Origin of the sequence: Oceanobacillus locisalsi (assembly GCF_042675985.1) — a bacterium.
Classification (GTDB): Bacteria; Bacillota; Bacilli; order Bacillales; family Amphibacillaceae; genus Oceanobacillus; species Oceanobacillus locisalsi.
In genome coordinates, this window is sequence record NZ_JBHTKK010000011.1 from 91,989 (window position 1) to 112,877 (window position 20,889).

Annotated in this window: 24 protein-coding genes and 1 riboswitch; of the genes, 13 read left to right on the forward strand and 11 right to left on the reverse strand. The window is 39.2% G+C overall.

Going from position 1 to position 20,889, the window contains the following annotated elements; all coding sequences use genetic code 11:
* The first annotated feature begins 12 nt into the window (after nucleotides 1-12).
* Nucleotides 13-978, forward strand: coding sequence for a 2-hydroxyacid dehydrogenase (locus ACFQ19_RS10585; protein ID WP_379592048.1), 966 nt, complete (start codon nucleotides 13-15; stop codon nucleotides 976-978).
* Between the two features lie 176 nt (nucleotides 979-1,154).
* On the opposite strand, the gene ACFQ19_RS10590 is transcribed toward ACFQ19_RS10585, so the two are convergent.
* Nucleotides 1,155-1,379, reverse strand: coding sequence for a NifU family protein (locus tag ACFQ19_RS10590; protein ID WP_080875110.1), 225 nt, complete (start codon nucleotides 1,377-1,379; stop codon nucleotides 1,155-1,157).
* Between the two features lie 166 nt (nucleotides 1,380-1,545).
* Here ACFQ19_RS10590 and ACFQ19_RS10595 point away from each other — a divergent pair, with 166 nt between their 5' ends.
* The 4 genes from ACFQ19_RS10595 to ACFQ19_RS10610 all read left to right on the forward strand — a co-directional run bounded on the left by ACFQ19_RS10595 (nucleotide 1,546) and on the right by ACFQ19_RS10610 (nucleotide 4,365).
* On the forward strand, nucleotides 1,546-1,887 hold the full coding sequence (locus ACFQ19_RS10595; RefSeq protein WP_379592049.1) for a YuzD family protein: 342 nt from the start codon (nucleotides 1,546-1,548) through the stop codon (nucleotides 1,885-1,887).
* 3 nt (nucleotides 1,888-1,890) lie between these two features.
* Complete coding sequence (dapF, locus tag ACFQ19_RS10600) at nucleotides 1,891-2,745, forward strand: diaminopimelate epimerase (protein WP_379592050.1); 855 nt, start codon at nucleotides 1,891-1,893, stop codon at nucleotides 2,743-2,745.
* A gap of 154 nt (nucleotides 2,746-2,899) precedes the next feature.
* A complete protein-coding gene (locus tag ACFQ19_RS10605) occupies nucleotides 2,900-3,256 on the forward strand; it encodes a HesB/IscA family protein (RefSeq protein WP_379592051.1) in 357 nt (118 codons plus the stop codon).
* 227 nt (nucleotides 3,257-3,483) lie between these two features.
* Nucleotides 3,484-4,365: a transcriptional regulator gene (locus tag ACFQ19_RS10610; RefSeq protein WP_379592052.1), complete on the forward strand. Its 882-nt coding sequence runs from the start codon at nucleotides 3,484-3,486 to the stop codon at nucleotides 4,363-4,365.
* Nucleotides 4,366-4,606: 241 nt separating this feature from the next.
* On the opposite strand, the gene ACFQ19_RS10615 is transcribed toward ACFQ19_RS10610, so the two are convergent.
* A complete protein-coding gene (locus ACFQ19_RS10615; RefSeq protein WP_379592053.1) occupies nucleotides 4,607-5,590 on the reverse strand; it encodes an NAD(P)/FAD-dependent oxidoreductase in 984 nt (327 codons plus the stop codon).
* A gap of 290 nt (nucleotides 5,591-5,880) precedes the next feature.
* Here ACFQ19_RS10615 and ACFQ19_RS10620 point away from each other — a divergent pair, with 290 nt between their 5' ends.
* On the forward strand, nucleotides 5,881-7,089 hold the full coding sequence (locus ACFQ19_RS10620; protein ID WP_379592054.1) for an NAD(P)/FAD-dependent oxidoreductase: 1,209 nt from the start codon (nucleotides 5,881-5,883) through the stop codon (nucleotides 7,087-7,089).
* Between the two features lie 191 nt (nucleotides 7,090-7,280).
* Nucleotides 7,281-7,592 carry a YuiB family protein gene (locus tag ACFQ19_RS10625; RefSeq protein ID WP_379592055.1) on the forward strand — a complete coding sequence of 104 codons (312 nt, stop codon included), beginning with the start codon at nucleotides 7,281-7,283 and terminating at the stop codon, nucleotides 7,590-7,592.
* 60 nt (nucleotides 7,593-7,652) lie between these two features.
* Here the strand turns inward: ACFQ19_RS10625 and ACFQ19_RS10630 are convergent, their stop codons facing one another.
* Nucleotides 7,653-8,132: a divergent PAP2 family protein gene (locus tag ACFQ19_RS10630; protein ID WP_379592056.1), complete on the reverse strand. Its 480-nt coding sequence runs from the start codon at nucleotides 8,130-8,132 to the stop codon at nucleotides 7,653-7,655.
* A 120-nt stretch (nucleotides 8,133-8,252) separates the two neighbouring features.
* Complete coding sequence (deoD, locus tag ACFQ19_RS10635) at nucleotides 8,253-8,960, reverse strand: purine-nucleoside phosphorylase (protein WP_379592057.1); 708 nt, start codon at nucleotides 8,958-8,960, stop codon at nucleotides 8,253-8,255.
* A 209-nt stretch (nucleotides 8,961-9,169) separates the two neighbouring features.
* On the opposite strand from deoD, the gene ACFQ19_RS10640 reads away from it, so the two are divergent.
* The 3 genes from ACFQ19_RS10640 to ACFQ19_RS10650 all read left to right on the forward strand — a co-directional run bounded on the left by ACFQ19_RS10640 (nucleotide 9,170) and on the right by ACFQ19_RS10650 (nucleotide 10,419).
* On the forward strand, nucleotides 9,170-9,433 hold the full coding sequence (locus ACFQ19_RS10640) for a phosphocarrier protein HPr (RefSeq protein WP_379592058.1): 264 nt from the start codon (nucleotides 9,170-9,172) through the stop codon (nucleotides 9,431-9,433).
* Nucleotides 9,434-9,522: 89 nt separating this feature from the next.
* Nucleotides 9,523-9,735, forward strand: a complete 213-nt coding sequence (locus ACFQ19_RS10645; protein ID WP_379592083.1) for a hypothetical protein — start codon at nucleotides 9,523-9,525, stop codon at nucleotides 9,733-9,735.
* Nucleotides 9,736-9,810: 75 nt separating this feature from the next.
* Complete coding sequence (locus ACFQ19_RS10650; RefSeq protein ID WP_379592059.1) at nucleotides 9,811-10,419, forward strand: superoxide dismutase family protein; 609 nt, start codon at nucleotides 9,811-9,813, stop codon at nucleotides 10,417-10,419.
* A gap of 113 nt (nucleotides 10,420-10,532) precedes the next feature.
* On the opposite strand, the gene ACFQ19_RS10655 is transcribed toward ACFQ19_RS10650, so the two are convergent.
* Nucleotides 10,533-11,720, reverse strand: coding sequence for a MalY/PatB family protein (locus ACFQ19_RS10655; protein WP_379592060.1), 1,188 nt, complete (start codon nucleotides 11,718-11,720; stop codon nucleotides 10,533-10,535).
* Nucleotides 11,721-11,804: 84 nt separating this feature from the next.
* Here ACFQ19_RS10655 and ACFQ19_RS10660 point away from each other — a divergent pair, with 84 nt between their 5' ends.
* Nucleotides 11,805-11,984, forward strand: a complete 180-nt coding sequence (locus ACFQ19_RS10660; RefSeq protein ID WP_379592061.1) for a hypothetical protein — start codon at nucleotides 11,805-11,807, stop codon at nucleotides 11,982-11,984.
* An 876-nt stretch (nucleotides 11,985-12,860) separates the two neighbouring features.
* Here ACFQ19_RS10660 and ACFQ19_RS10665 read toward each other — a convergent pair.
* The 4 genes from ACFQ19_RS10665 to ACFQ19_RS10680 all read right to left on the reverse strand — a co-directional run bounded on the left by ACFQ19_RS10665 (nucleotide 12,861) and on the right by ACFQ19_RS10680 (nucleotide 16,959).
* The gene (locus tag ACFQ19_RS10665) at nucleotides 12,861-14,207 is read right to left on the reverse strand and encodes a glucose-6-phosphate isomerase (protein ID WP_379592062.1); all 1,347 of its coding nucleotides are present in this window, start codon (nucleotides 14,205-14,207) and stop codon (nucleotides 12,861-12,863) included.
* Between the two features lie 202 nt (nucleotides 14,208-14,409).
* On the reverse strand, nucleotides 14,410-14,778 hold the full coding sequence (yugI, locus tag ACFQ19_RS10670) for a S1 domain-containing post-transcriptional regulator GSP13 (RefSeq protein ID WP_379592063.1): 369 nt from the start codon (nucleotides 14,776-14,778) through the stop codon (nucleotides 14,410-14,412).
* A 461-nt stretch (nucleotides 14,779-15,239) separates the two neighbouring features.
* Nucleotides 15,240-16,238 carry a potassium channel family protein gene (locus tag ACFQ19_RS10675; RefSeq protein WP_379592064.1) on the reverse strand — a complete coding sequence of 333 codons (999 nt, stop codon included), beginning with the start codon at nucleotides 16,236-16,238 and terminating at the stop codon, nucleotides 15,240-15,242.
* A gap of 166 nt (nucleotides 16,239-16,404) precedes the next feature.
* Nucleotides 16,405-16,959, reverse strand: coding sequence for a thioredoxin family protein (locus tag ACFQ19_RS10680; protein ID WP_379592065.1), 555 nt, complete (start codon nucleotides 16,957-16,959; stop codon nucleotides 16,405-16,407).
* 119 nt (nucleotides 16,960-17,078) lie between these two features.
* On the opposite strand from ACFQ19_RS10680, the gene ACFQ19_RS10685 reads away from it, so the two are divergent.
* Both ACFQ19_RS10685 and ACFQ19_RS10690 read left to right on the forward strand, forming a co-directional pair.
* Complete coding sequence (locus tag ACFQ19_RS10685) at nucleotides 17,079-18,143, forward strand: M20/M25/M40 family metallo-hydrolase (RefSeq protein WP_379592066.1); 1,065 nt, start codon at nucleotides 17,079-17,081, stop codon at nucleotides 18,141-18,143.
* Between the two features lie 87 nt (nucleotides 18,144-18,230).
* A riboswitch (FMN riboswitch) is annotated at nucleotides 18,231-18,355 on the forward strand.
* Nucleotides 18,356-18,558: 203 nt separating this feature from the next.
* The gene (locus tag ACFQ19_RS10690) at nucleotides 18,559-19,140 is read left to right on the forward strand and encodes an ECF transporter S component (protein WP_379592067.1); all 582 of its coding nucleotides are present in this window, start codon (nucleotides 18,559-18,561) and stop codon (nucleotides 19,138-19,140) included.
* 136 nt (nucleotides 19,141-19,276) lie between these two features.
* Here ACFQ19_RS10690 and ACFQ19_RS10695 read toward each other — a convergent pair whose 3' ends face one another.
* A complete protein-coding gene (locus tag ACFQ19_RS10695) occupies nucleotides 19,277-19,636 on the reverse strand; it encodes a hypothetical protein (protein WP_379592068.1) in 360 nt (119 codons plus the stop codon).
* A gap of 33 nt (nucleotides 19,637-19,669) precedes the next feature.
* A complete protein-coding gene (locus tag ACFQ19_RS10700) occupies nucleotides 19,670-20,605 on the reverse strand; it encodes a 1,4-dihydroxy-2-naphthoate polyprenyltransferase (RefSeq protein ID WP_379592069.1) in 936 nt (311 codons plus the stop codon).
* Between the last annotated feature and the right edge of the window lie 284 nt (nucleotides 20,606-20,889).

Genomic DNA, 20,889 nt, shown 5'->3' on the forward strand with positions numbered 1-20,889 from the left:
GAATAGCAGCATATGTCCAAGCCAAAGGTTTATATTACACGCAAAATTGATGCAACATATCTCAAAGCATACCAAGATCAGTTAGAGATTCGGATGTGGGAAAAGGAAGAGGAAGCCGTACCGAAAGAAACGCTTTATCAAGAGGTAGCTGATGCGGATGCGTTATTTGCTGTATTAAGTGATACGATTGATGAGGATCTGCTGTCTCAAGCGCCGCATTTAAAGGTGGTCGCCAATATGGCTGTCGGATACGATAATATCGATCTTGCAGCATGTAAAGCACATGATGTTGTTGCAACGAATACACCGGATGTTTTATCAGAAACAACGGCAGATTTAGGTTTTTTATTGATGATGGCTGCTGCCAGAAGATTAACAGAAGCAAATGATTGGGTGAAGCAGGATCAATGGCAATCATGGGCGCCGTTTTACTTTGCTGGAACAGACATTCAAGGAAAAACACTGGGAATTGTCGGTATGGGCAGAATTGGAGAGGGGATAGCCAAGCGTGCGGCTGGATTTGATATGAATATTCAATACCATAACCGCTCCCGCAAAAAAGACGCAGAAGAACGATTGCATGCAACATATGTCGATTTCGATGAACTGCTTCAGACTTCTGATTTTATTGTAACGGTTGTCCCGCATACAGCGGAAACGGATAAAATGTTTAATCAGACTGCTTTTGAAAAAATGAAATCAAGCGCTGTCTTTGTCAATATTTCGCGTGGAAAAGTAGTGGATGAAGAAGCGTTAGTGCATGCACTTCAAACAGGAGAAATCCGGTCTGCAGGACTGGATGTCTTTGAGGAAGAGCCGATTGGGGCAGATCATCCATTGGTCGGTTTAAAGAATGCTGTATGTCTTCCGCATATTGGATCAGCCAGTGTAGAAACAAGAACGAAAATGATTCATCTGTGTATGGATAATATCGAGGCGGTTGTCAGCGGAAAAGAAGCAATAACACCGATTTCATAAAGGCAAGTTCTGTGGGAGATTGGATTTTCTCCCATAGAAGGGGTGCAGTTGATTTGAAGAATAGAAATATAAAAATCATTATTTAAACTGTGAGTCTATCGGTGTTTTTCGCGGTAAATAAAAACGGAGGGTTTCTGTGAAACAGCAGAACACACTCCGTTTTATATGAATAAGAATTAAAAAACCTGTTCGATTTCTGATACGCCAGGAACTTCCGCCATCAATGCACGTTCAATTCCTGCTTTTAAGGTAATGGTTGAGCTCGGGCAATTGCCGCATGCTCCCATAAGGCGCAATAAAACAACACCATCATCATCAACGTCAATTAATTCGACGTCTCCACCATCACGCAATAAAAATGGACGAAGCTTGCTTAATACTTCTTGTACTTGCTCTTGCATATTAACCTACTCCTTTCCCGCAAATTTATTATAACGCAGTTTAGCGTAAAAATCTAGTTGAAAATGATTTTCAATTAGTAAGTTAATTTTATTTTATCTTTTTCCGTTTATTTTGTAAAATGATTCGTATAGAGGATGATAGCGTTTAGGGAGGGGAGTGTGTAAAATGCCTGCTGTAACGATAACTGTCTATGGAAGTGAACAAATCTGTGCAAGCTGTGTCGGTGCGCCAAGCTCCAAAGACACGTATGAATGGCTCCAGGCAGCAATTGGAAGAAAGTATGTTACAGACGATGTTCAATATCGTTATATTGATATCAACCAACCACAACCAGACCTTGCAGAACAGACCTATGTGGATAAAATAATAGAGGAGGACCTTTTTTATCCGATCGTTTGGATAAATGATACAATGGCAGCTGAAGGTATCCCGCGTTTAAAACCAATTTATCATGCACTGGAACAGCAGGGATTACCCGTAAAAGAAAGCGGAGCAGAAGGAGAATAGCAGATGAAAATACCTTTTACCAAAATGCATGGCCTGGGAAATAATTATATTTATATTGACCTTTTCCATACCGAATTGCCTGAGGATAGGCTGTCTGAACTGGCTGTTAAAATGTCGAACCAGAATACAGGCATCGGTTCAGACGGGATGATTCTGATACATCCTGCAGAAACAGCAGATGTCGGCATGCGTATTTTTAATAAGGACGGTTCGGAAGGAATGAACTGCGGGAACGGACTGCGCTGTACGGCAAAATACGCCTATGAAACAGGCATTGTAAAAAAATCAGAATTTACAATCCAGACAAAAGCAAATATTGTGCAAGCTATTGTTCATAAGAATAGCGGACAAGAAGTAGAAAAAGTAACCATTGATATGGGAGAACCTATTTTACAAAGAGAACAGATTCCGATGCTTGGTGAAGCAGGTACAACTGTTATTGACGAACCTTTCCCAGTGGCAGACACGACCTTACAAGTGACAGCTGTTTCCATGGGAAATCCGCATGTGATCACAGTGGTGGATGCAATTGACGAAGCTCCGCTGACCACACTCGGCCCGATTATCGAAAAGGATGAACGCTTTCCTGAGGGCGTTAATACAGAGTTTATTGAAATTGTATCAGATGAGGAAATCCATTTTCGTGTCTGGGAGCGCGGATCAGGCGTTACCGAAGCATGCGGAACGGGTGCGTGTGCAGCTGTTGTTGCAGCAACGCTGAATGATAAAGTAACCAAAGGAAAACAAATTGTTGTTCATTTAGCCGGCGGCGATTTAATGATTGAGTGGAAAGAAGACGGGCACATCTGGATGACCGGCGGCGCAGAGACGATTGCTTCAGGAATTTTTAACGCATAAAATCAATTACTTGATTCTGACAAGTACAAGTGTATACTGAAATTAGAATATATGTTTAAAGAAGATGGATAAAAGATTAGAGCTTTTTTTCAAAGCATGCTTTTATTTTCATTTTGAACTTTTATGGATCTACAAAGAAAAGGAGGTTCAGAAGATGATTATTGAACTGACTGATCGTGCGAGTGCACAGATTAAAGAAATGATAAAGGATGAGCCGGGAGATGCATTGCTCCGTTTTGGTATAAAAGGAGGAGGATGCAGCGGTCTGTCGTATTCGTTAGGTTTTGCGGATGAAGTGAATGAAGAATTGGATGTTATTGAAACCATCAATGAGATACCAATGGTCTTTTTCAATCAGGATATTCCGATTATTGAAGGAACAAAGATTGATTATAAAGAAAATATGATGGGCGGCGGATTTAGCATCGATAATCCGAATGCCATCGTATCTTGCGGGTGCGGTTCTTCCTTCCGTACGGAACAGAATGCTGGCGCGCCGGGCGATTGTTAATAGGTGCCATCCATTTGATGTGTAAGAATGAAAATAAAATAATCGTGACAAATGTAGAAATAAAAAATCAAGGTTGAAAATGATAAGCCTTTCCAAGCAGTTTATGTTGAAAATATAAATTTTTGGGAAGGCTTTTTTCTTTAGAACTTCTGTACACAGAGAATGAATAAGAACATGATCTGATTTATATTTGAGTATGTTATAATAATGGTAAAGGATGATGATAAGTGTCAGAAGGTATAGCATATCAGAACAAGGATATTTTGTTTAAATATTTAAGTGATTTGTATCAAAATTCGACACTGGATGTTTTAGGAGTGAAAAATTTACCAAGAATCAAAAGATTATTGCCAAACGAATTTCCAGAGGTTACCGCGAATGAAAAACGGTCTGATACAGTCTTTCAATTGGAAGACGATTCTGTTTTAATGTTAGAGTACGAAAGTGATAATAATTATGTTGAAAATCATCTAAAGTATATAAGGTATGTGCACAGAATCTCTCAAAGATATTTTCAGAAAGAAAAGCAGGTAAGAAGGATACGAATTGTTGTCGTATATACGAGTGAAGTTACCAGCACAAAAAATGAATTAAGTATAGGGGATTTAAAAATCAATTCCAATCCCGTTTTATTATACCAATTTAACGGTGATGAAACTTTGGAAAATATAAAGAATAAAATAAGAAATGAGCAGCAATTAACACAGGATGATTTATTCAAGTTGAGCATCCTTCCTTTGATGAAGAGCGAAAGAAATCGAGATGATGTCATACATGATTCTATTGAGACAGCTAAAGAAATAGAAGATGATAACCAGCAGGTACAAGCTATAGCAGGAATTCTGACATCTACGGATAAGTTTATTGATGAAGAATATGCTAAACAAGTAAAGGAGTGGTTAAGAATGACAAAAGTAGGCAGAGCCTTTGAGGAAGAGAAAAAAGAAGCGGTAGAAAGAGCGGTAGAAAAAGCGCAACAGAATGCTCAACAAAAAGAAAGAATTAAAATTGCTAAAGACCTATTAGACGTTCTTTCTCCGGAACTTATAGCTAAAAAAACAGGCTTAGAGGTGGAAGAGATTAAGAAGTTGAAACATGAAAATAAATGAAGCGTAAATCTGGGTGACTTTTTCTGTGCGGATAGATACAAAACTGGAAGTTCTCTTTTTTACCTGCGAGCTTCCAGTTGAAGAGATTTGGCTTCTGCAGTTCCTGCTTGTTTGGAAGGTTGTATTTAGATATAATTCAACTAACAGCCTGCCTCATGAATGGACCCGTAATGAACCGTTTAAAAAAGTTCACGAAAAAAGATTGGCAGTATATCTTTGCCAATCTTTTGTGCAAACCTTCTTAAAACATCGCAGTAGAGTGCTTCGGCTGTATTCTTGCTTTTGGATCCAAGTAATTTTTTGCATTATTAACCGCTGTCGGTCCTTCACCAAATCCTGTCGCAATCAGCTTCACCTTGCCATCATACGTACAAACATCTCCAGCGGCATATATTCCCGGAATATTGGTTTCCATTTTTGAGTTAACCACAATACTATTTTTTTCGATTTCCAATCCCCAATCTTTAATCGGTCCGAGACTGGATACAAATCCATAACTGCAAATGACGTCATCTACTTCTAATTCAACCAGTTCGTCTTCTTTTATTTTCTGCAGAATAAGTTTTTCAATATGGGTGCCTGCGACAATTGCTGTAGGAGCATAAGGGGTTAGTCTTTCCACCGTAGATGCTTCTAATTGCTCAACACTATGTTCATGTGCCCGGAATTGATCACGCCGGTGAATCAATGTTACTTTCGAAGCCACTTGCTCCAGCATCAATGCCCAATCTACCGCTGAATCTCCGCCGCCTAAAATGGCAACATGCTTATTCTTATATTTGCTCATATCTGTCACATAGTAATGTAAGTTTGTTCCCTCGAATGCTTCACTATCGCCTACATTCAATCTTCTCGGCTGAAATGCGCCGTTACCGGCAGTGATGATCATTGTTTTTGTAAAATGTTCTTCCCCGGTATTGGACACCAAACGAAAACTATCATCTTCTAAGCGTTCTACTGTTTCAATCGCCTGACCAAGCACAATTTCAGGGTCGAATAAATTTGCCTGTTCCTCTAATTGATCGATAAGCTCCTGCGCACGAACTTTAGGAAATCCTGCAACGTCATATATATATTTCTCCGGGTATAATGCCGTTAACTGCCCTCCAGTATGAGGAAGGCTTTCTATTATCTTAACACTGGCTTGACGCATACCGCCGTAAAAGGCAGTGAACAAACCAGCAGGTCCAGCTCCAATGATGGTTACATCAAAAACTTTCTCCATACGATACCTCTTTTCTATCTATACGTTTACCATTTCTATGGTATCATAAACTCGTTTTGGTTTGAATTATATCGCTTTAAAAGAACTGTGAAAAAGAGAGATGTCTATATTCTTTCTATCCCTGCAGATAAAATAGAGATTTTTAAACTTGCTATTTTTGATGGCAGCATTTAAGATAGGTTAGTATTATTACAGTTTGATTACAAAATGAAGTTATTTATATGACAAAATACGTTCTATTACGCATGTTTCATACGAATGATAATAATGAATAGGAGTCGTGGAAAACCATGAATAAACCGCATATTGTAATACTAGGAGCGGGTTATGGAGGTATAATGACAGCAGTAAAACTTCAGAAGCAGCTGAGGCAGAATGAAGCAGAGATTACATTAGTTCATAAATATGACTATCATTTTCAGGCAAGCTGTCTGCATGAAAATGCTGCTGGTACGCTGCATCAGGACCGCTCCAAAATAAAAATCAAAGATATCATTAATCGTTCAAAAATAAATTTTATCATAGATGACGTTATGTCAATTAAAAGAGATGCTAAAAAGGTAAGATTAAAAAATAGAGAACTGCATTATGATTTGCTCGTTATCGGTCTTGGTTTTGAGCCGAGAGCTGAGGGAATTCCGGGGCTGGAAGAGCATGCTTATTCGATTACGGATATTAACAGCGCCCGTTTTGTCCGTGAACATATCGAGTACAATTTTGCCAGCTATGCGAATGCTGATAAGAAGGATGACAGTAAATTAAATATTGTGATTGGCGGCGGAGGGATTCTCGGAGTTGAATTTGCCGGAGAATTGGTTCACCAAATACCAGATATATGCAGGGAATTTGATATTGAAAAAACGCAGGTACGTTTATATATGCTTGCAGAAAAGAATTCTCTTTTGCCGGGATTTGATAAAGAATTGGAACATTATGCAGCCACTTCTTTACAATCCAGGGGAGTGGAGATTATACACTCCGATCAATTGAAAGCTTATCAGGACAATAAAGTCATTTATGAAACAGAGGAAACTGAGCGCAAAATCCCTACGCATACCTTTATTTGGACGGGAGGCGTACAAGCGAACCCGGTATTTGAAAAAGCGGGACTTGCTTTGAAAAATAAAAAAATCGAAGTACACTCTAATATGCTTTCTACAATAGATGATTCGATATTTGTCGTTGGGGAATCTGCTTATGTTACGAATGAAAATGGAGAAGAAATTTCTCCGACAGCGAAAAAAGCAATTGAAGAGGCGGCTGTTACTGCAAAAAATATTGCTTCCAGACTGAGAAATAAAGAACTGACGTCTTGCCGGCCAGTGAAACAGGGGATGTTTGCAACCTTAGGAAGAGATGATGGTGTGGCAACTGTACAGAATAGAAGGGTATTTGGCTGGAAAGCGGTGGTAGTCAAACGAATACATGACAACCATTATCTATATCAACTAGGCGGATGGCAATTGCTGCTGAAAAAAGGGCACTTCCATTTGTTATAGAGGAATAATCCAGGCTGTTTCTTTCTTATCATTTACAAGGAAAGTGAATGCAAATGATACGTTGTTGTATTCTCATATTTTCAATAATAAATTGACAAAAAAGCAAAGGTTAGCAAATGCTGCTTTGCTTTTTTGCTATTTTAAGATAAAATGTGCTTTGTATGCATCCTTGGTAAGGACGGAGGGAAAAAATGGTTCAATTAGTTGTTTCTGTTATATTATATTTTGTTATCTTTTTTGGTGTTGCTTTTATATTAAATATGTTATTAAGAAAAACATGGCTGATGGCATGCTTATATCCGATTATTATGATTTTTATCATAGATAATGTGTCTTTTTTCAGCTATTTTACAAGCCCGGAAGAATCTTTTTCAGCACTTGGAGACCGGATTGTCGGCTTAACTGTTGCTGATATTGTGATTTTATTAGCCGGTTTTATCGGAACAATTGTATCCGGTTATGTAATCCGGTTTTTACGAAAAAGCGGTTACCAGATGTTTTAAAATGTTATTATATAAAAAAGAAGAACAATGCTTATAGGGAAGCGTTGTTCTTCTTTATAATTAGTAAGAAAAAAGCGGCGCCAGAGAGAAGGCAATGATAATTCCTGTGATTGCACCGAAAAATACTTCTATCGGCTGATGGCCCAGTAATTCTTTGAGTTCCTGCTTTTTTTCATTTTCTTTCTTTTTGCTCCAGTCTTTGGCACTGTTTGTGATTAATTGGAAATCACGGACGAGCTGATTAATCACAATGGCTTGTTCACCGGCCTGTCTGCGAACTCCGGAAGCATCAAACATGGTAATAACACTGAATATACAAGCAAGTGCAAACACACTGGATGATACTCCTTCTGCGATACCGACAGCGGTAGCTAAGGAAGTAACCGCTGCAGAATGGCTGCTTGGCATACCTCCTGTACTGAAGGCAAGTCCGGGCTGAAATTCTTTGGTAAAAATCAGTTTAATAGGTATTTTTATAACTTGTGCAAATACAATGGCAGCGAGAGCAGCCCATAATGGGAAATTCGTTAATAAAGTCATGGATGAGGGTTCTTCCTTCCTGAGCAACGCATCAATTTTCTGTTATTTTACCATAGTCTGTAACATATGAAAAGAAAGCTTGCACGAGCAGCTGCCGGTGATGAAATATCATTCCGGCAATTATTGAATAATCGTATCCAGAGCAATTTCCATCATTTCATGGAAGGATGTCTGACGCTCTTCCGCTGTTGTTTCTTCTCCAGTAATGATATGGTCAGATACCGTGAGAATGGATAACGCCTGCCGTCCGTATTTTGCAGCTAATGTATACAGCGCAGTGGACTCCATTTCGATGGCAAGGACTTGATATTTAGCAAGTAATTCATTTACTTCCTTGGCATTATCGCGATAAAATGTATCACTTGTAAATACATTTCCGACGCGCAGCTGCAGTCCTTTTTCGGTTCCTTCCTCATAGGCGCTTTTTAATAATTCAAAATCAGAAATCGGGGAGTAATCGATTCCATTAAAGACCATCTTATTCATTTGGGAATCTGTCGTTGCTGCTTGCGCCAGAATGACATCACGAACGTTGACATCTTTTTGGATTGCTCCGCATGTGCCGACGCGGATAAGTTTTTTAACATCATAACTCTGAATCAGTTCATTGACATAGATGGAAATAGAAGGTACTCCCATGCCGGTGCCTTGGACAGAGACGCGTTCTCCTTTGTAAGTTCCTGTGTAACCATACATCCCTCTGACTTCATTATAGAGTTTTGGATCCTCCAAATAATTTTCAGCGATATATTTCGCCCGCAACGGATCTCCTGGCAATAGAATTTTATCCGCTATTTCACCTTGCTTTGCACCAATATGTACACTCATTTCACATACCTCCATGATTGATTTTAGCCTTAAGACAAAGGTATCATAAAGGTTTTGGAAAAACAAATGAATACATTTTCATAAAAAAAGTGTATTATTATTTCATATTTCGCGGTTTTTGTATATAATAGAACGTAGGTTTATGTGAAATAACTAATAAGTACATAAACGATAGAGATTTTCAAAAAAAAGAAAGGATGTTGTATATAATGAAAGCACAAACATTTAAAATTACTGCTGAAACTGGGGTACATGCCCGTCCGGCTACATTGCTGGTAAATAAAGCCGGTCAATTTGATTCTGAAATTGAAGTGAGCTATAAAGGCAAAAACGTGAATTTGAAATCCATCATGGGTGTTATGTCTTTAGGCATTCCAAAAGGCGCTGAAATCGAAATAAGCGCAGACGGAAATGATGAAGAAGAAGCGCTGCAAGGTGTTGCAGATGTTATTAAAGAACATTTAGGTGAATAAGTTTACACTGTGTATAAAGCGTCCTATTGGGGCGCTTTTCATACATATAGGATTTGCTGAAATCGTCTTCAGAAGGGTGTGAATGTTTGATGATGCCATTCCTTTATTTTCCGGAAGATAAAATGGAATATATTCCTGCGGTAATATCATTACTTCTTTTTTTTGCTTTGGCTGTCATTGTTATGCGATGGATGATGAAAAAATCAAAGAAAGATCAGGAACGTTTTGAACAGGAATACCATGATATTTTAGAACAAAAGCAGAAAAATACCCAGGCAACCAATACCTCCTCTAATCAGTAAGATTGGAGGAGGTATTTTCATGATTAAAAATAGCTTCTTTGCCAAAACTATAGAAAAAAGCAAAGGAGCTTATCGATGCGAAGATGGAGTAAAGGGTTTGTAATCATATCATTGCTGGCACTGATTCTTTTATCAGGATGTCTGCTGCCGCACGAAAACTCAGAAACAGTAGAGATGTATAATGCGGATGGTGATCGGGTAGGAACAGCCAGGTTGAATGAAACAGACGGCGGCGTAGCTGTTAATGTTGAAGTAGAAGGACTGAGTCCTGGTTTCCATGCGATACATGTTCATGAATACGGAAAATGTGAAGAGCCTGACTTTTCTTCTAGCGGGAATCACTTTAATCCGGATGGTAAAAACCATGGACTTATGCGGACGGATGGGCCACATATCGGCGACCTTCCCAATATAGAAGCAAACGGGGATGGATTTGTTCAAGAGGAACTCATGATTGAAGAAGCTACGTTAAAAAGAGGAAAAAATAGTTTGACTGCAGATAATGGTACCTCTTTAATCATTCATGATGGCGTGGACGACGGCATGAGCCAGCCAGCTGGTGATTCAGGAGAACGTATTGTTTGCGGAGTGATCAGTAAAAGTTCTCAGAGCGGAGAAGAGGAAGATGCTCCGACAGATCCGACCGAAAATAATGATAAGCAGGAAACAGAAGAAAACGGTTAGAAATATATGGAGTATTTGTCAACCAAACCAATGAAACAGATGGCTGCCTGCATTCATCTAATATAAAACAGCATCCCACTACGCATGATGGGATGCTGTTTATCGAGGTCTTTTTATTTTTCTGATTCTCTCCATACTTCCACAGCATGAATCATTCGTTTCACGCCTTCTTCAATGGTTGCTCGGGGACAAGCAACATTAATACGCATAAAAGCGTCTCCTTCTTCCCCGTAATCTTGTCCGGAATTTAATCCGACACGTCCTTGATTAATCATAAATTGGTTTAATTCTTTTTTATCCATATTCAATTCAGAGCAATCGATCCAGACAAGGTACGTTCCTTCTGACTGTGTTACTTTTAGTTCCGGTGCATAAGCGGCGAACATTTCTTTGATATAGGCAATATGACCTTCCACAACATCCAGCAATTCATTCAACCAAGGTTCGCCGTGGCGGTAAGCAGCTTCCATAGCTGTAACAGCCATTCCGTTTAAATTGTTATTTAATCCTTGACGGAGAAAAGCTTTTTCCAACTTTTGTTTATTTTCCTTATTTGTTGTAATAACGTAGGAAGCCTGTAACCCAGCTAAATTAAACGTTTTAGATGGGGCCATGCAGGTAATGGTTTTATCAGCAATTTCTTCTGATAAACTGGCGATTGGCACGTGTTTATGGTTTTTGAAAACTAAGTCAGCATGAATTTCATCAGAGAAAATCATGGCATCATATTGTAAGCACAGTTCGGCCATTTTTCGCAGTTCCTCTTCTGTCCATACCCGGCCTACCGGATTATGCGGTGAACATAAAATAAGTGCTTTAACACCACTTGCTAATTTCTTTTCCATATCTTCAAAATCAATCGTGTAGTAATTGTCTTGGTGAATTAAAGGGTTTTTGACAATTTCACGGTCGTGCACATTGATAATATTATAAAAAGGGGTGTAAACAGGTGTTTGAATCATAATTTTATCCCCTGGATCTGTGAAAGCCTGTAACGCCATATGTAGCGTATTAATAACGCCTGGGCTATAATTCAGCCAATCAGATTGAATTTGCCATCCATGGCGGTTTTTGATCCAATCTATAATAGAGGATGTCACATCTTCATCAATGACGGTATATCCATAAATGCCATGCTCGGCGCGTTGAATTAATGCCTGGTTCACTGCTTCAGGAGCCTTAAAGTCCATATCCGCTACCCACATTGGCAAGACGTCTTCGGATTGGAATTTCGTTTGCAGCATATCCCATTTTACTGATTTTGTTTGTTTACGGTCAGGTACTTCTTCAAAAATACTCATTCTTTTTCTGCCTCCTCACATCATTTCATTTTACTATTATAACAAAGATTTTTTAGAAAGATAGAAAGGGAGCTTAAAACTTACATGAAGATATCTTTATTTGGACAAAAAAAGGCAAAGCGTAAATACGCTCTGCCTACAGGGGGAATACGAGAAAGCCTTACAATTATAGTAATACCCGCTGTAAAAAAGAATAAACCGGAAATTAAAAAAAAGTTTTTGGAATTTCTATTTTTATTACTCAACTTTCACGCTTTAGAATAAGTATATAAACCTTGCTTTTAGTTACATCATCCTTCTATTTTATGAACAAGATATGGTGTATAGCTTCCGTTGTGGAAAAACACTACGCTTTCCGCGGGCCTCGAGCTCAGCCTCCTTTAAAGAAGACTTGCTGATTGGCAAGCCGTCAGGCGCTGACAGAAGCAAAGTCGCGCTTATGCCCCGCGGGTAGAAAGAAGACTTGTTGATTGGCAAGCCGTCAGGCGCTGACAGAAGCAAAGTCGCGCTTTCATCGACTAAGAACGGTCACGTCCTGTGACCAACGTCGATACTAGGACGTCGTGTCCGTCGTGCCCCGCGGGTAGGAAAAAAGAAGCTCGCTTTTTTCCTGCGGGGTCTACACACTGCGCATTCCCACAGCAGTCTCCGTATTTTTCCTCTGGGACTGCGCTTACTCGTCCCACCAAAAACCGTTGTGCGTCGGAAAGCAAAACGGTCCGTCGCAGCGGTATTCTTGCACCTTACCTTCTCCTCTGTGTCAACAGCTGTATAGAATGGAAGTTACTTTTTAAAGTACGTAAATGGAGTTAGATAAATTTAAAAGATAGATTTAATCATTCCGCTTATATAATATGAAAAACTTGATTTTATAGAGGATATTCTCTATAAAATCAAGTTTTTCACAGATTTCCTTTATAGAGGATGTTCAAAAAGTCCAATAAAAATGACACGGCGAATTTCTGCGTTGACGAGATTTTTTCGATACTCACGTATTATAAAACATAGAGGAACTTCTACTAAGAACGCCCACGTCGTGTGGGCAACGCAGAAGTCACCACATCCTGTGGAAGCCCGTTCGAAAAAATCTCGTCGCCTTGAACTTCTTGGTCCTATTTATCGGGCTTTTTGAACACGCACTTATAATCTTTTTTCGAGTTCTTCTTTTTCAGCTTCAAAACCGGGTTTGCCTAATAATGCAAACATGTTTTTCTTATATGCTTCCACGCCGGGCTGGTCGAATGGATTAACGCCGAGCAGGTAGCCGCTGACGGCACATGCTTTTTCAAAAAAGTATACTAAATAACCGAATGTATAAGCGTCCAGTTTTGGAACTTCAACAATCAGGTTTGGAACGTCTCCGTCTGTATGTGCCAATAAGGTTCCCTGGAATGCTTTATCATTAATTTCATGGATGGTCTTGCCTGCCAGATAGTTTAAACCATCTAAATCATTTACTTCTTCTTCTACTGTTACATTCTTTTTCGCTTCATTTACATGGAGGATGGTTTCGAAAATATTTCTTCTTCCTTCCTGGATATATTGTCCAAGCGAATGTAAATCCGTTGAGAAGTTTGCGGATGACGGGTAAATACCCTTTTGATCTTTTCCTTCACTTTCGCCAAATAGCTGTTTCCACCATTCAGAGAAATATTGAAGGGATGGTTCATAATTAATAAGCAATTCCGTTACTTTTCCTTTTTGATACAGGACGTTACGTACAGTTGCATATTGGTAAGCTGGGTTTCTGTTTAAATCAGGTACAGCCAAATCTTCCATCGCTGCCTGCGCACCTTTCATGATGGCATCAATATCAATATTGCTTGCGGCGATTGGCAGCAGTCCTACCGCGGTCAAGACAGAATAACGGCCGCCGACATCGTCCGGAATAACAAATGTTTCATAACCAGCTTCGTCCGCTGTTGTTTTTAAAGCTCCGCGCTGTCGGTCTGTTGTTGCGTAGATACGTTTTTTCGCTTCTTCTTCACCATATTTTTCGTCCAGCAGGTTTTTAAAGAATCGGAAAGCAATAGCAGGTTCTGTAGTTGTTCCGCTTTTGGAAATAACATTAATTGAGAAATCTTTATCTTTTAGTATGTCAGTTAATTCACTCATATAAGTAGAACTTAAATGATTTCCGGCAAAAATAATTTGAGGCGCATTTCTTTCTTCAGCAGAAAGAAGGTTTTGAAAGGAGTGGTTTAGCATTTCTACAGCTGCTTTCGCTCCAAGGTAAGAACCGCCGATACCAATAACAAGGAGAATATCGGAATCATTTTTAATTTTTTCTGCACTTTTTTTTATCCGTGCAAATTCTTCCTGGTCATAATTTTTCGGAAGGTCGACCCAGCCTAAAAAGTCATTGCCTGCACCAATTTTTTCATGAATCATCTGATGAGCACGTAAAACAAATGGAGACAAATTTTTCATTTCATCTTTATCAAAAAATGAAAGTGCTTTATCATAGTTAAAAGTTACATGTGTCATTTATATTTCCTCCTCTAAAATTGCTTCCATATCTGTTTCTACTTTAAGCCATTAATATGATGAAATCAAGAAGGAAGGCCTGAAGAGCTTTCGTAAAAGAGGCTTTTAAATGCAATCTGACGAAAGTGAAAACAGATGAAAAAAGATCTAAAAAAAGCATCCAAGTACACAATCGGAATGTGATACTTGGATGCCTATTCGCTTATTTATTTTTTGTTTGGTCAATCCAGTCTTGCAATTTGTCTTTAAGAATATTAAAACCGCCAGAGTCATTGCTGGAATCATCATCTTTTGCAGTATACGTTTGCTTTGCAGTTTCCTCCGGTGCTTCTTCTGTCGCACGAATAGATAAAGAAATTTTTCCTTTTTCTTCATCAATTTGGATGATCTTCACATTAACTGTGTCACCAACACTTAAATAATCGTTAATATCTTTCACATAACCGTGGGTGATTTCAGAAATATGAACTAACCCTTGTGTATCTCCGTCAATGGCGACAAAGGCACCATAAGGCTGGATACCAGTTACTTTTCCTTCTATTACTTGACCGATTTCTACGTTTGTAGTCATATGAAACAACTCCTATATCTTTTTCAGTTCTATATAACTTGAAATTAATATTTTCCTTCCTGACACTCGCTACGGAAAAACACTACGCTTTCCATGGGCTTGTCCTCAGCCTCCTCGAAAAAGAAAACCGCTTTTTCTGCGGGGTCTTCACACTGCGCTTTCCCATAGGAGTCTCCGTGTTTTTCCTTCGCTAGTTATGGTGCTTAATTCTAAAATAAATGGCTTCAATTTTTAGCACAAAAGACAGGTTTATTAATTCAATTTATATATTATGCGTTATCCAAAGCGGATGGAAAAAGAAAAGGCAGCTTTTGTAAGCTCTGTATTGACTTCGGCAAGAAAACCAGTAAGTCAATTTTAAAATCTTTTTCTTCATCTTTTGAACATGTCCTTTTTTCACAATATATTATTTTACCATAAACACTAGGCGTTAGCTACTCTGACAATTTAAATAAGGCTGCTTATCGATGGACCATGCAGATAACGATGTCTTTTTCTTTTAGCACACATGCAATTTTAGGGTGCAGCATATAGTCCTTCCCGCGAAGAATACCAATCACCATATACCCTTTTTCTAAAAAGGGGGGGACAGCTTCCGAATACGTTTTTCCAATCAGTGAATCGGGCAGCGGGAGATGGATAAATTTTTGTTGTGTCAAAAGATGGTAAATATCTTCAAAAGGGGTTGCTTGTACTTCTGGATCTAATTCATGAAAAAACAGACTGCTCATAAAATCATTGGAGCGAATTATCGTGGTAGCTCCGGCGCGGCCGGCATTATCGATTTGCTTTTCAGATAAAATCTCAGAAACAATTGGAATATCCTGGTTATTGCCGCGGATAGCGATGGTAGTCAGAATTGCCTGGGTATCTGATTCATAATCTGTTTTTTGATTATCTGCTGCAATAAATACGCAAGCTGCATCCTTTATTTTCGCCATATGTAAAATGTCATCTTCTGTTGCGTTTCCTTTGATATAATGGACTGGTAATTTGGTATAGGATAAGTTGTCCAAACTGCGGTCGATAATAACAATTTTTTTATTGGAATAATGACGAATGATTAAATCAACAAGCCGCCGGGTCCGTTCGTTAAAACCGACAAATATATAATGGTTATTACCATGAAAAGCCAGTTTGCCTTCCTGTGATTTCTTTTCACGTTTACTGACAGTAGTAGATAAGGAGGCAATATAAAATGCAATTAACCCGCCACCGCTCAGAACTAAAAATGCAGCAAGCAGCCTCCCTGGTATGGTTTCGGGTATGAAATCTCCATAACCGACAGTAGAACCGGTAATAAGCGCCCACCAGATGCCATCAAAAACGGTAGGAAAACGATCCGGTTCCATTAAATTAATAAGAAATCCGAAAATCGGCATCGTAATCAGGACAAGTAAAAGGAGTTTTAAAATATTTGGAACACGGTGGTAAAGAAGTTTAAGAAAACGGTCATTCATTTGAGAGCCCTCCAATCTGTATAGGTTAGTATGACTGATAGAAGGAGAGCTTATTCGTTGCCGGCAGATGTTTTCAGGAGGAGTTCATGGAGGGGAAATGATGCTATTCACATCATTTCAGACAAATAAAAACACTGATTCAGCGAATATGAATCAGTGTTGAAAATTAGATAGACTGTATTGTTTGTTTGATACTTTCATAAACAATGGACCAGTTTTCCGGATTGTCACGATACGATTTGGTAATAAAGCGATGCATTTGTTTTTGCTTTTCTCCGAAGTCTTCTGCATCCTTTGGCGGCAATTGCGCCCGGGATTCATCAATAGAGGCCTGGATTTTTTCTGCTCTCGGTCCCCATTTCCCGACTTCATTTCCTTCTGCGTCCATAAAAATGACGATAGGGATGGATCTGGCTGTGCCATTAGTGAGGTATTGGTCCATTAATTCAAGGTTATCATCCCGCAACAAGGCTTTCACAGGCATCTGGACGGCCTCTGAAATTTTGAGAAGAACCGGCATATTTAACATGGCATCTCCGCACCAGTCTTCTGTAAGAATAATAGCTCTTAAATTCTTATTTTTTGTTTCTTCAAAGAAATCCTCATCTGCAGGTAATGAAAAGTTATCGTAAATGTATAATAAATCTTCTTTATTTACTTCCATCGCTTCAATGTATTCATCTGGATTCATCCCTTTTTCATACCACGCATTTAATGTCATTTGTATCCCTCATTTCAATTATTTGATATAGTAAGTGTACCCTTTTCTGTGAATTTGGTAAACAAAAGATGCACATGATATATAGGCTAGAGAGGGAAGTAATTGGGAGTTTAAGTAATATGACGGACACACAATATGATGTATTAATGGATCTGCTTCACACGCCTTCTCCATCAAGCATGGAAATGGCAATTCAAAAGAAATGGATCCATTATGTGCAGGAGTATGCGGATGAAATCAGAACAGACCATGTTGGCAATGCGATAGCTGTGTTAAATCCGGATGCTCCGTTTAAAGTCCTTTTAGCAGGCCATTGTGATGAAATCGGCCTGGTTATTCAACGTATCGATGAACGTGGCTTTATATTTTTTGATAAAATGGGCGTTATCAATCCGAAAGCGGCTATTGGTATGCGAGTGACTGTGCTTGGGTATCAAGAAACCGTGACAGGAGTTATTGGCGTCAATGCACAGCACCAAGGCGGGGCAAAAGGTGACTTTGATGTGCAGGACTTATATATGGACTGCGGTTTTCAAACAAAGGAAGAAGCACTGCATAAGGTACAGGTTGGCGATCTTTGTGTATTTAAAACAGAACCGGAAATTTTACAGGACCGATATATTTCAGCGAGAGGATTAGATAACCGTACGGGAGCTTTCATGGTTGCAGAAGTGATTCGCAGGCTTTCGGAAAAGGATATTCCAATCGGCGTTTACGGTGCGAGTACGGTAAATGAAGAAACCAATATGGGAGGCGCCTATTTTGCAGCGGCAGGGATAGAGCCGGACTTTGCTATTGGTATCGATGTTACATTTGCAACCGATTATCCAAATGTGGATACGAGAAAGTTGGTAGAAGTTCATTTAGAAGGCGGACCTGTTTTAGCCAAAGGTGCACCTATTCATCGCAAAGTGAATCAGTGGCTGGAAGAAGCAGCTGCAGAAAAATCGATTCCTTTACAATATGAACTGACACCTGCAGCGACAAGAACAGACGCGGATAAGATGCGCTATACAGGGAAAGGCGTGCCAGTAGCGCTGGTATCTTTACCGTTAAGATACATGCATTCTCCTGTAGAAACAGTGAGTAAGCAAGATATGGAACAGGAAGTTGACTTACTGGTTACGATGCTTGCAAAGCTGACCGGAAAAGAGAACCTGGATCCACTTCAGGACGATATGTAATGGAAAAATAAACTATATTGAATTCAACATTTTTCTCTTGCCAAACGAAATAAATGTGGTATACTTAAGTTAAATTTAATATTCGATTCCAATCTTCGGGGCAGGGTGTAATTCCCGACCGGCGGATATAGTCCGCGAGCTGCAATTTATTTGCAGTTGATCTGGTGAAATTCCGGAACCGACAGTGATAGTCTGGATGGGAGAAGATGTCGAGCTTATTTTTATTTAACAATGCGTATGTATATTAGCGTATTTATTTAGCGATGACTCCAAACCCTAAAGCCTCAAGAGCTTTAGGGTTTTTTAGCGGGGGAACAGAAAGATTTTTCTGCTTCTATGAATTGCTTGGGGGATAAAAAAGTATCGAACCTTCATCACGAGTTGGAATCGAAAAAATGATGGAGGAGGAAAGCTGATGCAAAAAAAGAAGAAAAATCAGCTGTTAAAGTTAATTATTATCGCGTTATTAAGTACCGTTTCGCTTGTTTTATTTTTTATTAATTTTCCATTACCTTTTTTACCAACACCCTATTTAAAAGTAGATTTCAGTGATGTTCCTGCGTTAATCGCGTCATTGATATTCTCGCCAATTGCCGGAGTGCTGGTAGTCGGATTTAAAAATTTATTATATCTGGCTGTGTCCGGTTCGGGAGAGCCGATTGGAGTTCTATCCAATTTTGTGGCAGGACTTATGATTGTTTTGCCGGTGTCTCTGATTTATCATCGTATAAAAGGGCTGAAAGGTATGATAACAGGACTGGCGGCAGGAACCGTGATTATGGCGGTCGGAATGAGTGTACTCAATTACTACTTTATTTTACCGGCATACGGCTGGTTTATGGGCTGGGAGATGTCTGACCAAGTGAAGTGGATTACCGTTATAGGCGGTGTACTGCCATTTAATATTATAAAAGGAATTATTATCGCGATTTTGTTTATCCCGCTATTTAAAAAAATGCAAAGCTGGATTCAACAGCAGCGAACCAGATTTATATAAGAATATAAGAAAAGCAGAGACCAGGTAAAGCGTCTCTGCTTTTCTTATGAAAAGTTGCGCCAAAGCCGCTTGCGTCTTGACGGACAAGGTATGGAAGCTTTAGCGCATACAAATGATGTTTTTTTAGCTCAGATCGTTATTCTGCATCTGACGCCTCTTCTACCAGCATTCTTGCGGTAGGTAAAGCTTCCAGTCTTTCTTTAGGAATGGGCTTGCCGGATTTTTCACTTAATCCGTACGTGCCTTCTTCGATTTTTTGCAGGGCAAGATCAATTTCTTGCAAATTTTCTTGCCGCATATATTCCAGACTGGCATCCCGTTCCTGTTCAAATTGTTCTGTACCTAAATCAGCTGGATGATTATTGATCGTCACTGAAGCAAGTTCATCTTCCTGGTTGTCAGCTGACTCTGTAGATGTTTCGGCTTCTTCTCTCATTTCCAGCAGTTGTTTCTTGAAATGAGCAATATCTTTCTCAGTTAAATGTTTTGCTTGCATGATACCATCCTTTCTTTCAGATTACATCCATGCTTACAGTAAACCGGAAATCAATAAAGAGATACCTAAAAGCAGACCATATATGGTATTGGTTTTCCCGGTATTTTTCATGGCCGGCATCATATCAATAGCTTGCGTTTTCCCTTTAAATCCTTTAATTACACCGATAGCCGGCAGTGCACTTAATAAAGTGAGGAATGACCATACAGGGAGAATACCGATTAAAATCAGTATGATGGTTATTGCGAAAGCTGCAATAAACAAGAAGGCAAGCAGATTAATGGAATTTGGCCTGCCGAGAAGTACCGCAATGGTTTTTCTTCCGCCTCTTTTATCTCCGTCCCGATCCCGGATATTGTTCGCAAAGTTAATGCAGCCGATAAATATCGTTACTGGGATAGAAATCCAGATCATTTCCATCGTAACGGCGGAGGTCTGAATATAATAGGTAATTCCGATAATCACCGACCCCATCAGAACACCGGAGAATATTTCTCCAAAAGGTGTATAGGAAATCGGAATAGGACCCCCAGTATATAAATAGCCGATTGCCATACAAAATAAACCAATAATTGCAATCCACCAGCTGGAAACAATACATATGTAGATACCGATGCCAATGGATATAGCATAAAAAATAAGGGCAATATTACGTATCCGTTCCGGGTGCATCCCGTCACGCACAATGGAACCGCCGATGCCGACAGACTGATCGTTATCTAACCCGCGCACGAAATCATAGTATTCATTAAACATATTGGTAGCTGCCTGAATAAGTAAAGAAGCAATCATCATGGCCAAAAACAGCAGCCAATTAATGGTTCCTTCGTTAAAAGCAATCATTGTCCCGACAAAGACAGGGACAAAGGAGGCAGTCAGTGTGTGCGGTCGCATTAACCGCCACCATTTATGAAATCCTTCCCGTTCATTCAATAATTCTTTTATCTCAGCTGTATCTTTTGTCGTCATTATGGGCTTCCTCCTAAAAAACGATATCGTATTTATTTTAGTGAAGAGGCAAGAGCGTGTCAATCCAATTTTGCGGGACAGAGCCCCGATTGTCGACTGAAAATTTGAAAAGAAGGATGGATTTCAATCAATTATAAGGCTTTTCTTGAGAAAGTAACAAAAAGGGCATAAAATAAGGAGAGATATTAAAATTACCAGTCTTATTAATGAAAGGATATTCAAAGACTGCGCTATAATCATATTATTTTTAATGCAGTATTTGAACACGTATGATTACGGAGGTT

Coding starts and splice junctions, on each gene's coding strand:
- ACFQ19_RS10585 (WP_379592048.1), top strand. CDS start 13: ATGTCCAAGCCAAAGGTTTATATTACACGCAAAATTGATGCAACATAT.
- ACFQ19_RS10590 (WP_080875110.1), bottom strand. CDS start 1,379: ATGCAAGAGCAAGTACAAGAAGTATTAAGCAAGCTTCGTCCATTTTTA.
- ACFQ19_RS10595 (WP_379592049.1), top strand. CDS start 1,546: ATGCCTGCTGTAACGATAACTGTCTATGGAAGTGAACAAATCTGTGCA.
- dapF (WP_379592050.1), top strand. CDS start 1,891: ATGAAAATACCTTTTACCAAAATGCATGGCCTGGGAAATAATTATATT.
- ACFQ19_RS10605 (WP_379592051.1), top strand. CDS start 2,900: ATGATTATTGAACTGACTGATCGTGCGAGTGCACAGATTAAAGAAATG.
- ACFQ19_RS10615 (WP_379592053.1), bottom strand. CDS start 5,590: ATGGAGAAAGTTTTTGATGTAACCATCATTGGAGCTGGACCTGCTGGT.
- ACFQ19_RS10620 (WP_379592054.1), top strand. CDS start 5,881: ATGAATAAACCGCATATTGTAATACTAGGAGCGGGTTATGGAGGTATA.
- ACFQ19_RS10625 (WP_379592055.1), top strand. CDS start 7,281: ATGGTTCAATTAGTTGTTTCTGTTATATTATATTTTGTTATCTTTTTT.
- ACFQ19_RS10630 (WP_379592056.1), bottom strand. CDS start 8,132: ATGACTTTATTAACGAATTTCCCATTATGGGCTGCTCTCGCTGCCATT.
- deoD (WP_379592057.1), bottom strand. CDS start 8,960: ATGAGTGTACATATTGGTGCAAAGCAAGGTGAAATAGCGGATAAAATT.
- ACFQ19_RS10640 (WP_379592058.1), top strand. CDS start 9,170: ATGAAAGCACAAACATTTAAAATTACTGCTGAAACTGGGGTACATGCC.
- ACFQ19_RS10645 (WP_379592083.1), top strand. CDS start 9,523: ATGATGCCATTCCTTTATTTTCCGGAAGATAAAATGGAATATATTCCT.
- ACFQ19_RS10650 (WP_379592059.1), top strand. CDS start 9,811: ATGCGAAGATGGAGTAAAGGGTTTGTAATCATATCATTGCTGGCACTG.
- ACFQ19_RS10655 (WP_379592060.1), bottom strand. CDS start 11,720: ATGAGTATTTTTGAAGAAGTACCTGACCGTAAACAAACAAAATCAGTA.
- ACFQ19_RS10660 (WP_379592061.1), top strand. CDS start 11,805: ATGAAGATATCTTTATTTGGACAAAAAAAGGCAAAGCGTAAATACGCT.
- ACFQ19_RS10665 (WP_379592062.1), bottom strand. CDS start 14,207: ATGACACATGTAACTTTTAACTATGATAAAGCACTTTCATTTTTTGAT.
- yugI (WP_379592063.1), bottom strand. CDS start 14,778: ATGACTACAAACGTAGAAATCGGTCAAGTAATAGAAGGAAAAGTAACT.
- ACFQ19_RS10675 (WP_379592064.1), bottom strand. CDS start 16,238: ATGAATGACCGTTTTCTTAAACTTCTTTACCACCGTGTTCCAAATATT.
- ACFQ19_RS10680 (WP_379592065.1), bottom strand. CDS start 16,959: ATGACATTAAATGCGTGGTATGAAAAAGGGATGAATCCAGATGAATAC.
- ACFQ19_RS10685 (WP_379592066.1), top strand. CDS start 17,079: ATGACGGACACACAATATGATGTATTAATGGATCTGCTTCACACGCCT.
- ACFQ19_RS10690 (WP_379592067.1), top strand. CDS start 18,559: ATGCAAAAAAAGAAGAAAAATCAGCTGTTAAAGTTAATTATTATCGCG.
- ACFQ19_RS10695 (WP_379592068.1), bottom strand. CDS start 19,636: ATGCAAGCAAAACATTTAACTGAGAAAGATATTGCTCATTTCAAGAAA.
- ACFQ19_RS10700 (WP_379592069.1), bottom strand. CDS start 20,605: ATGACGACAAAAGATACAGCTGAGATAAAAGAATTATTGAATGAACGG.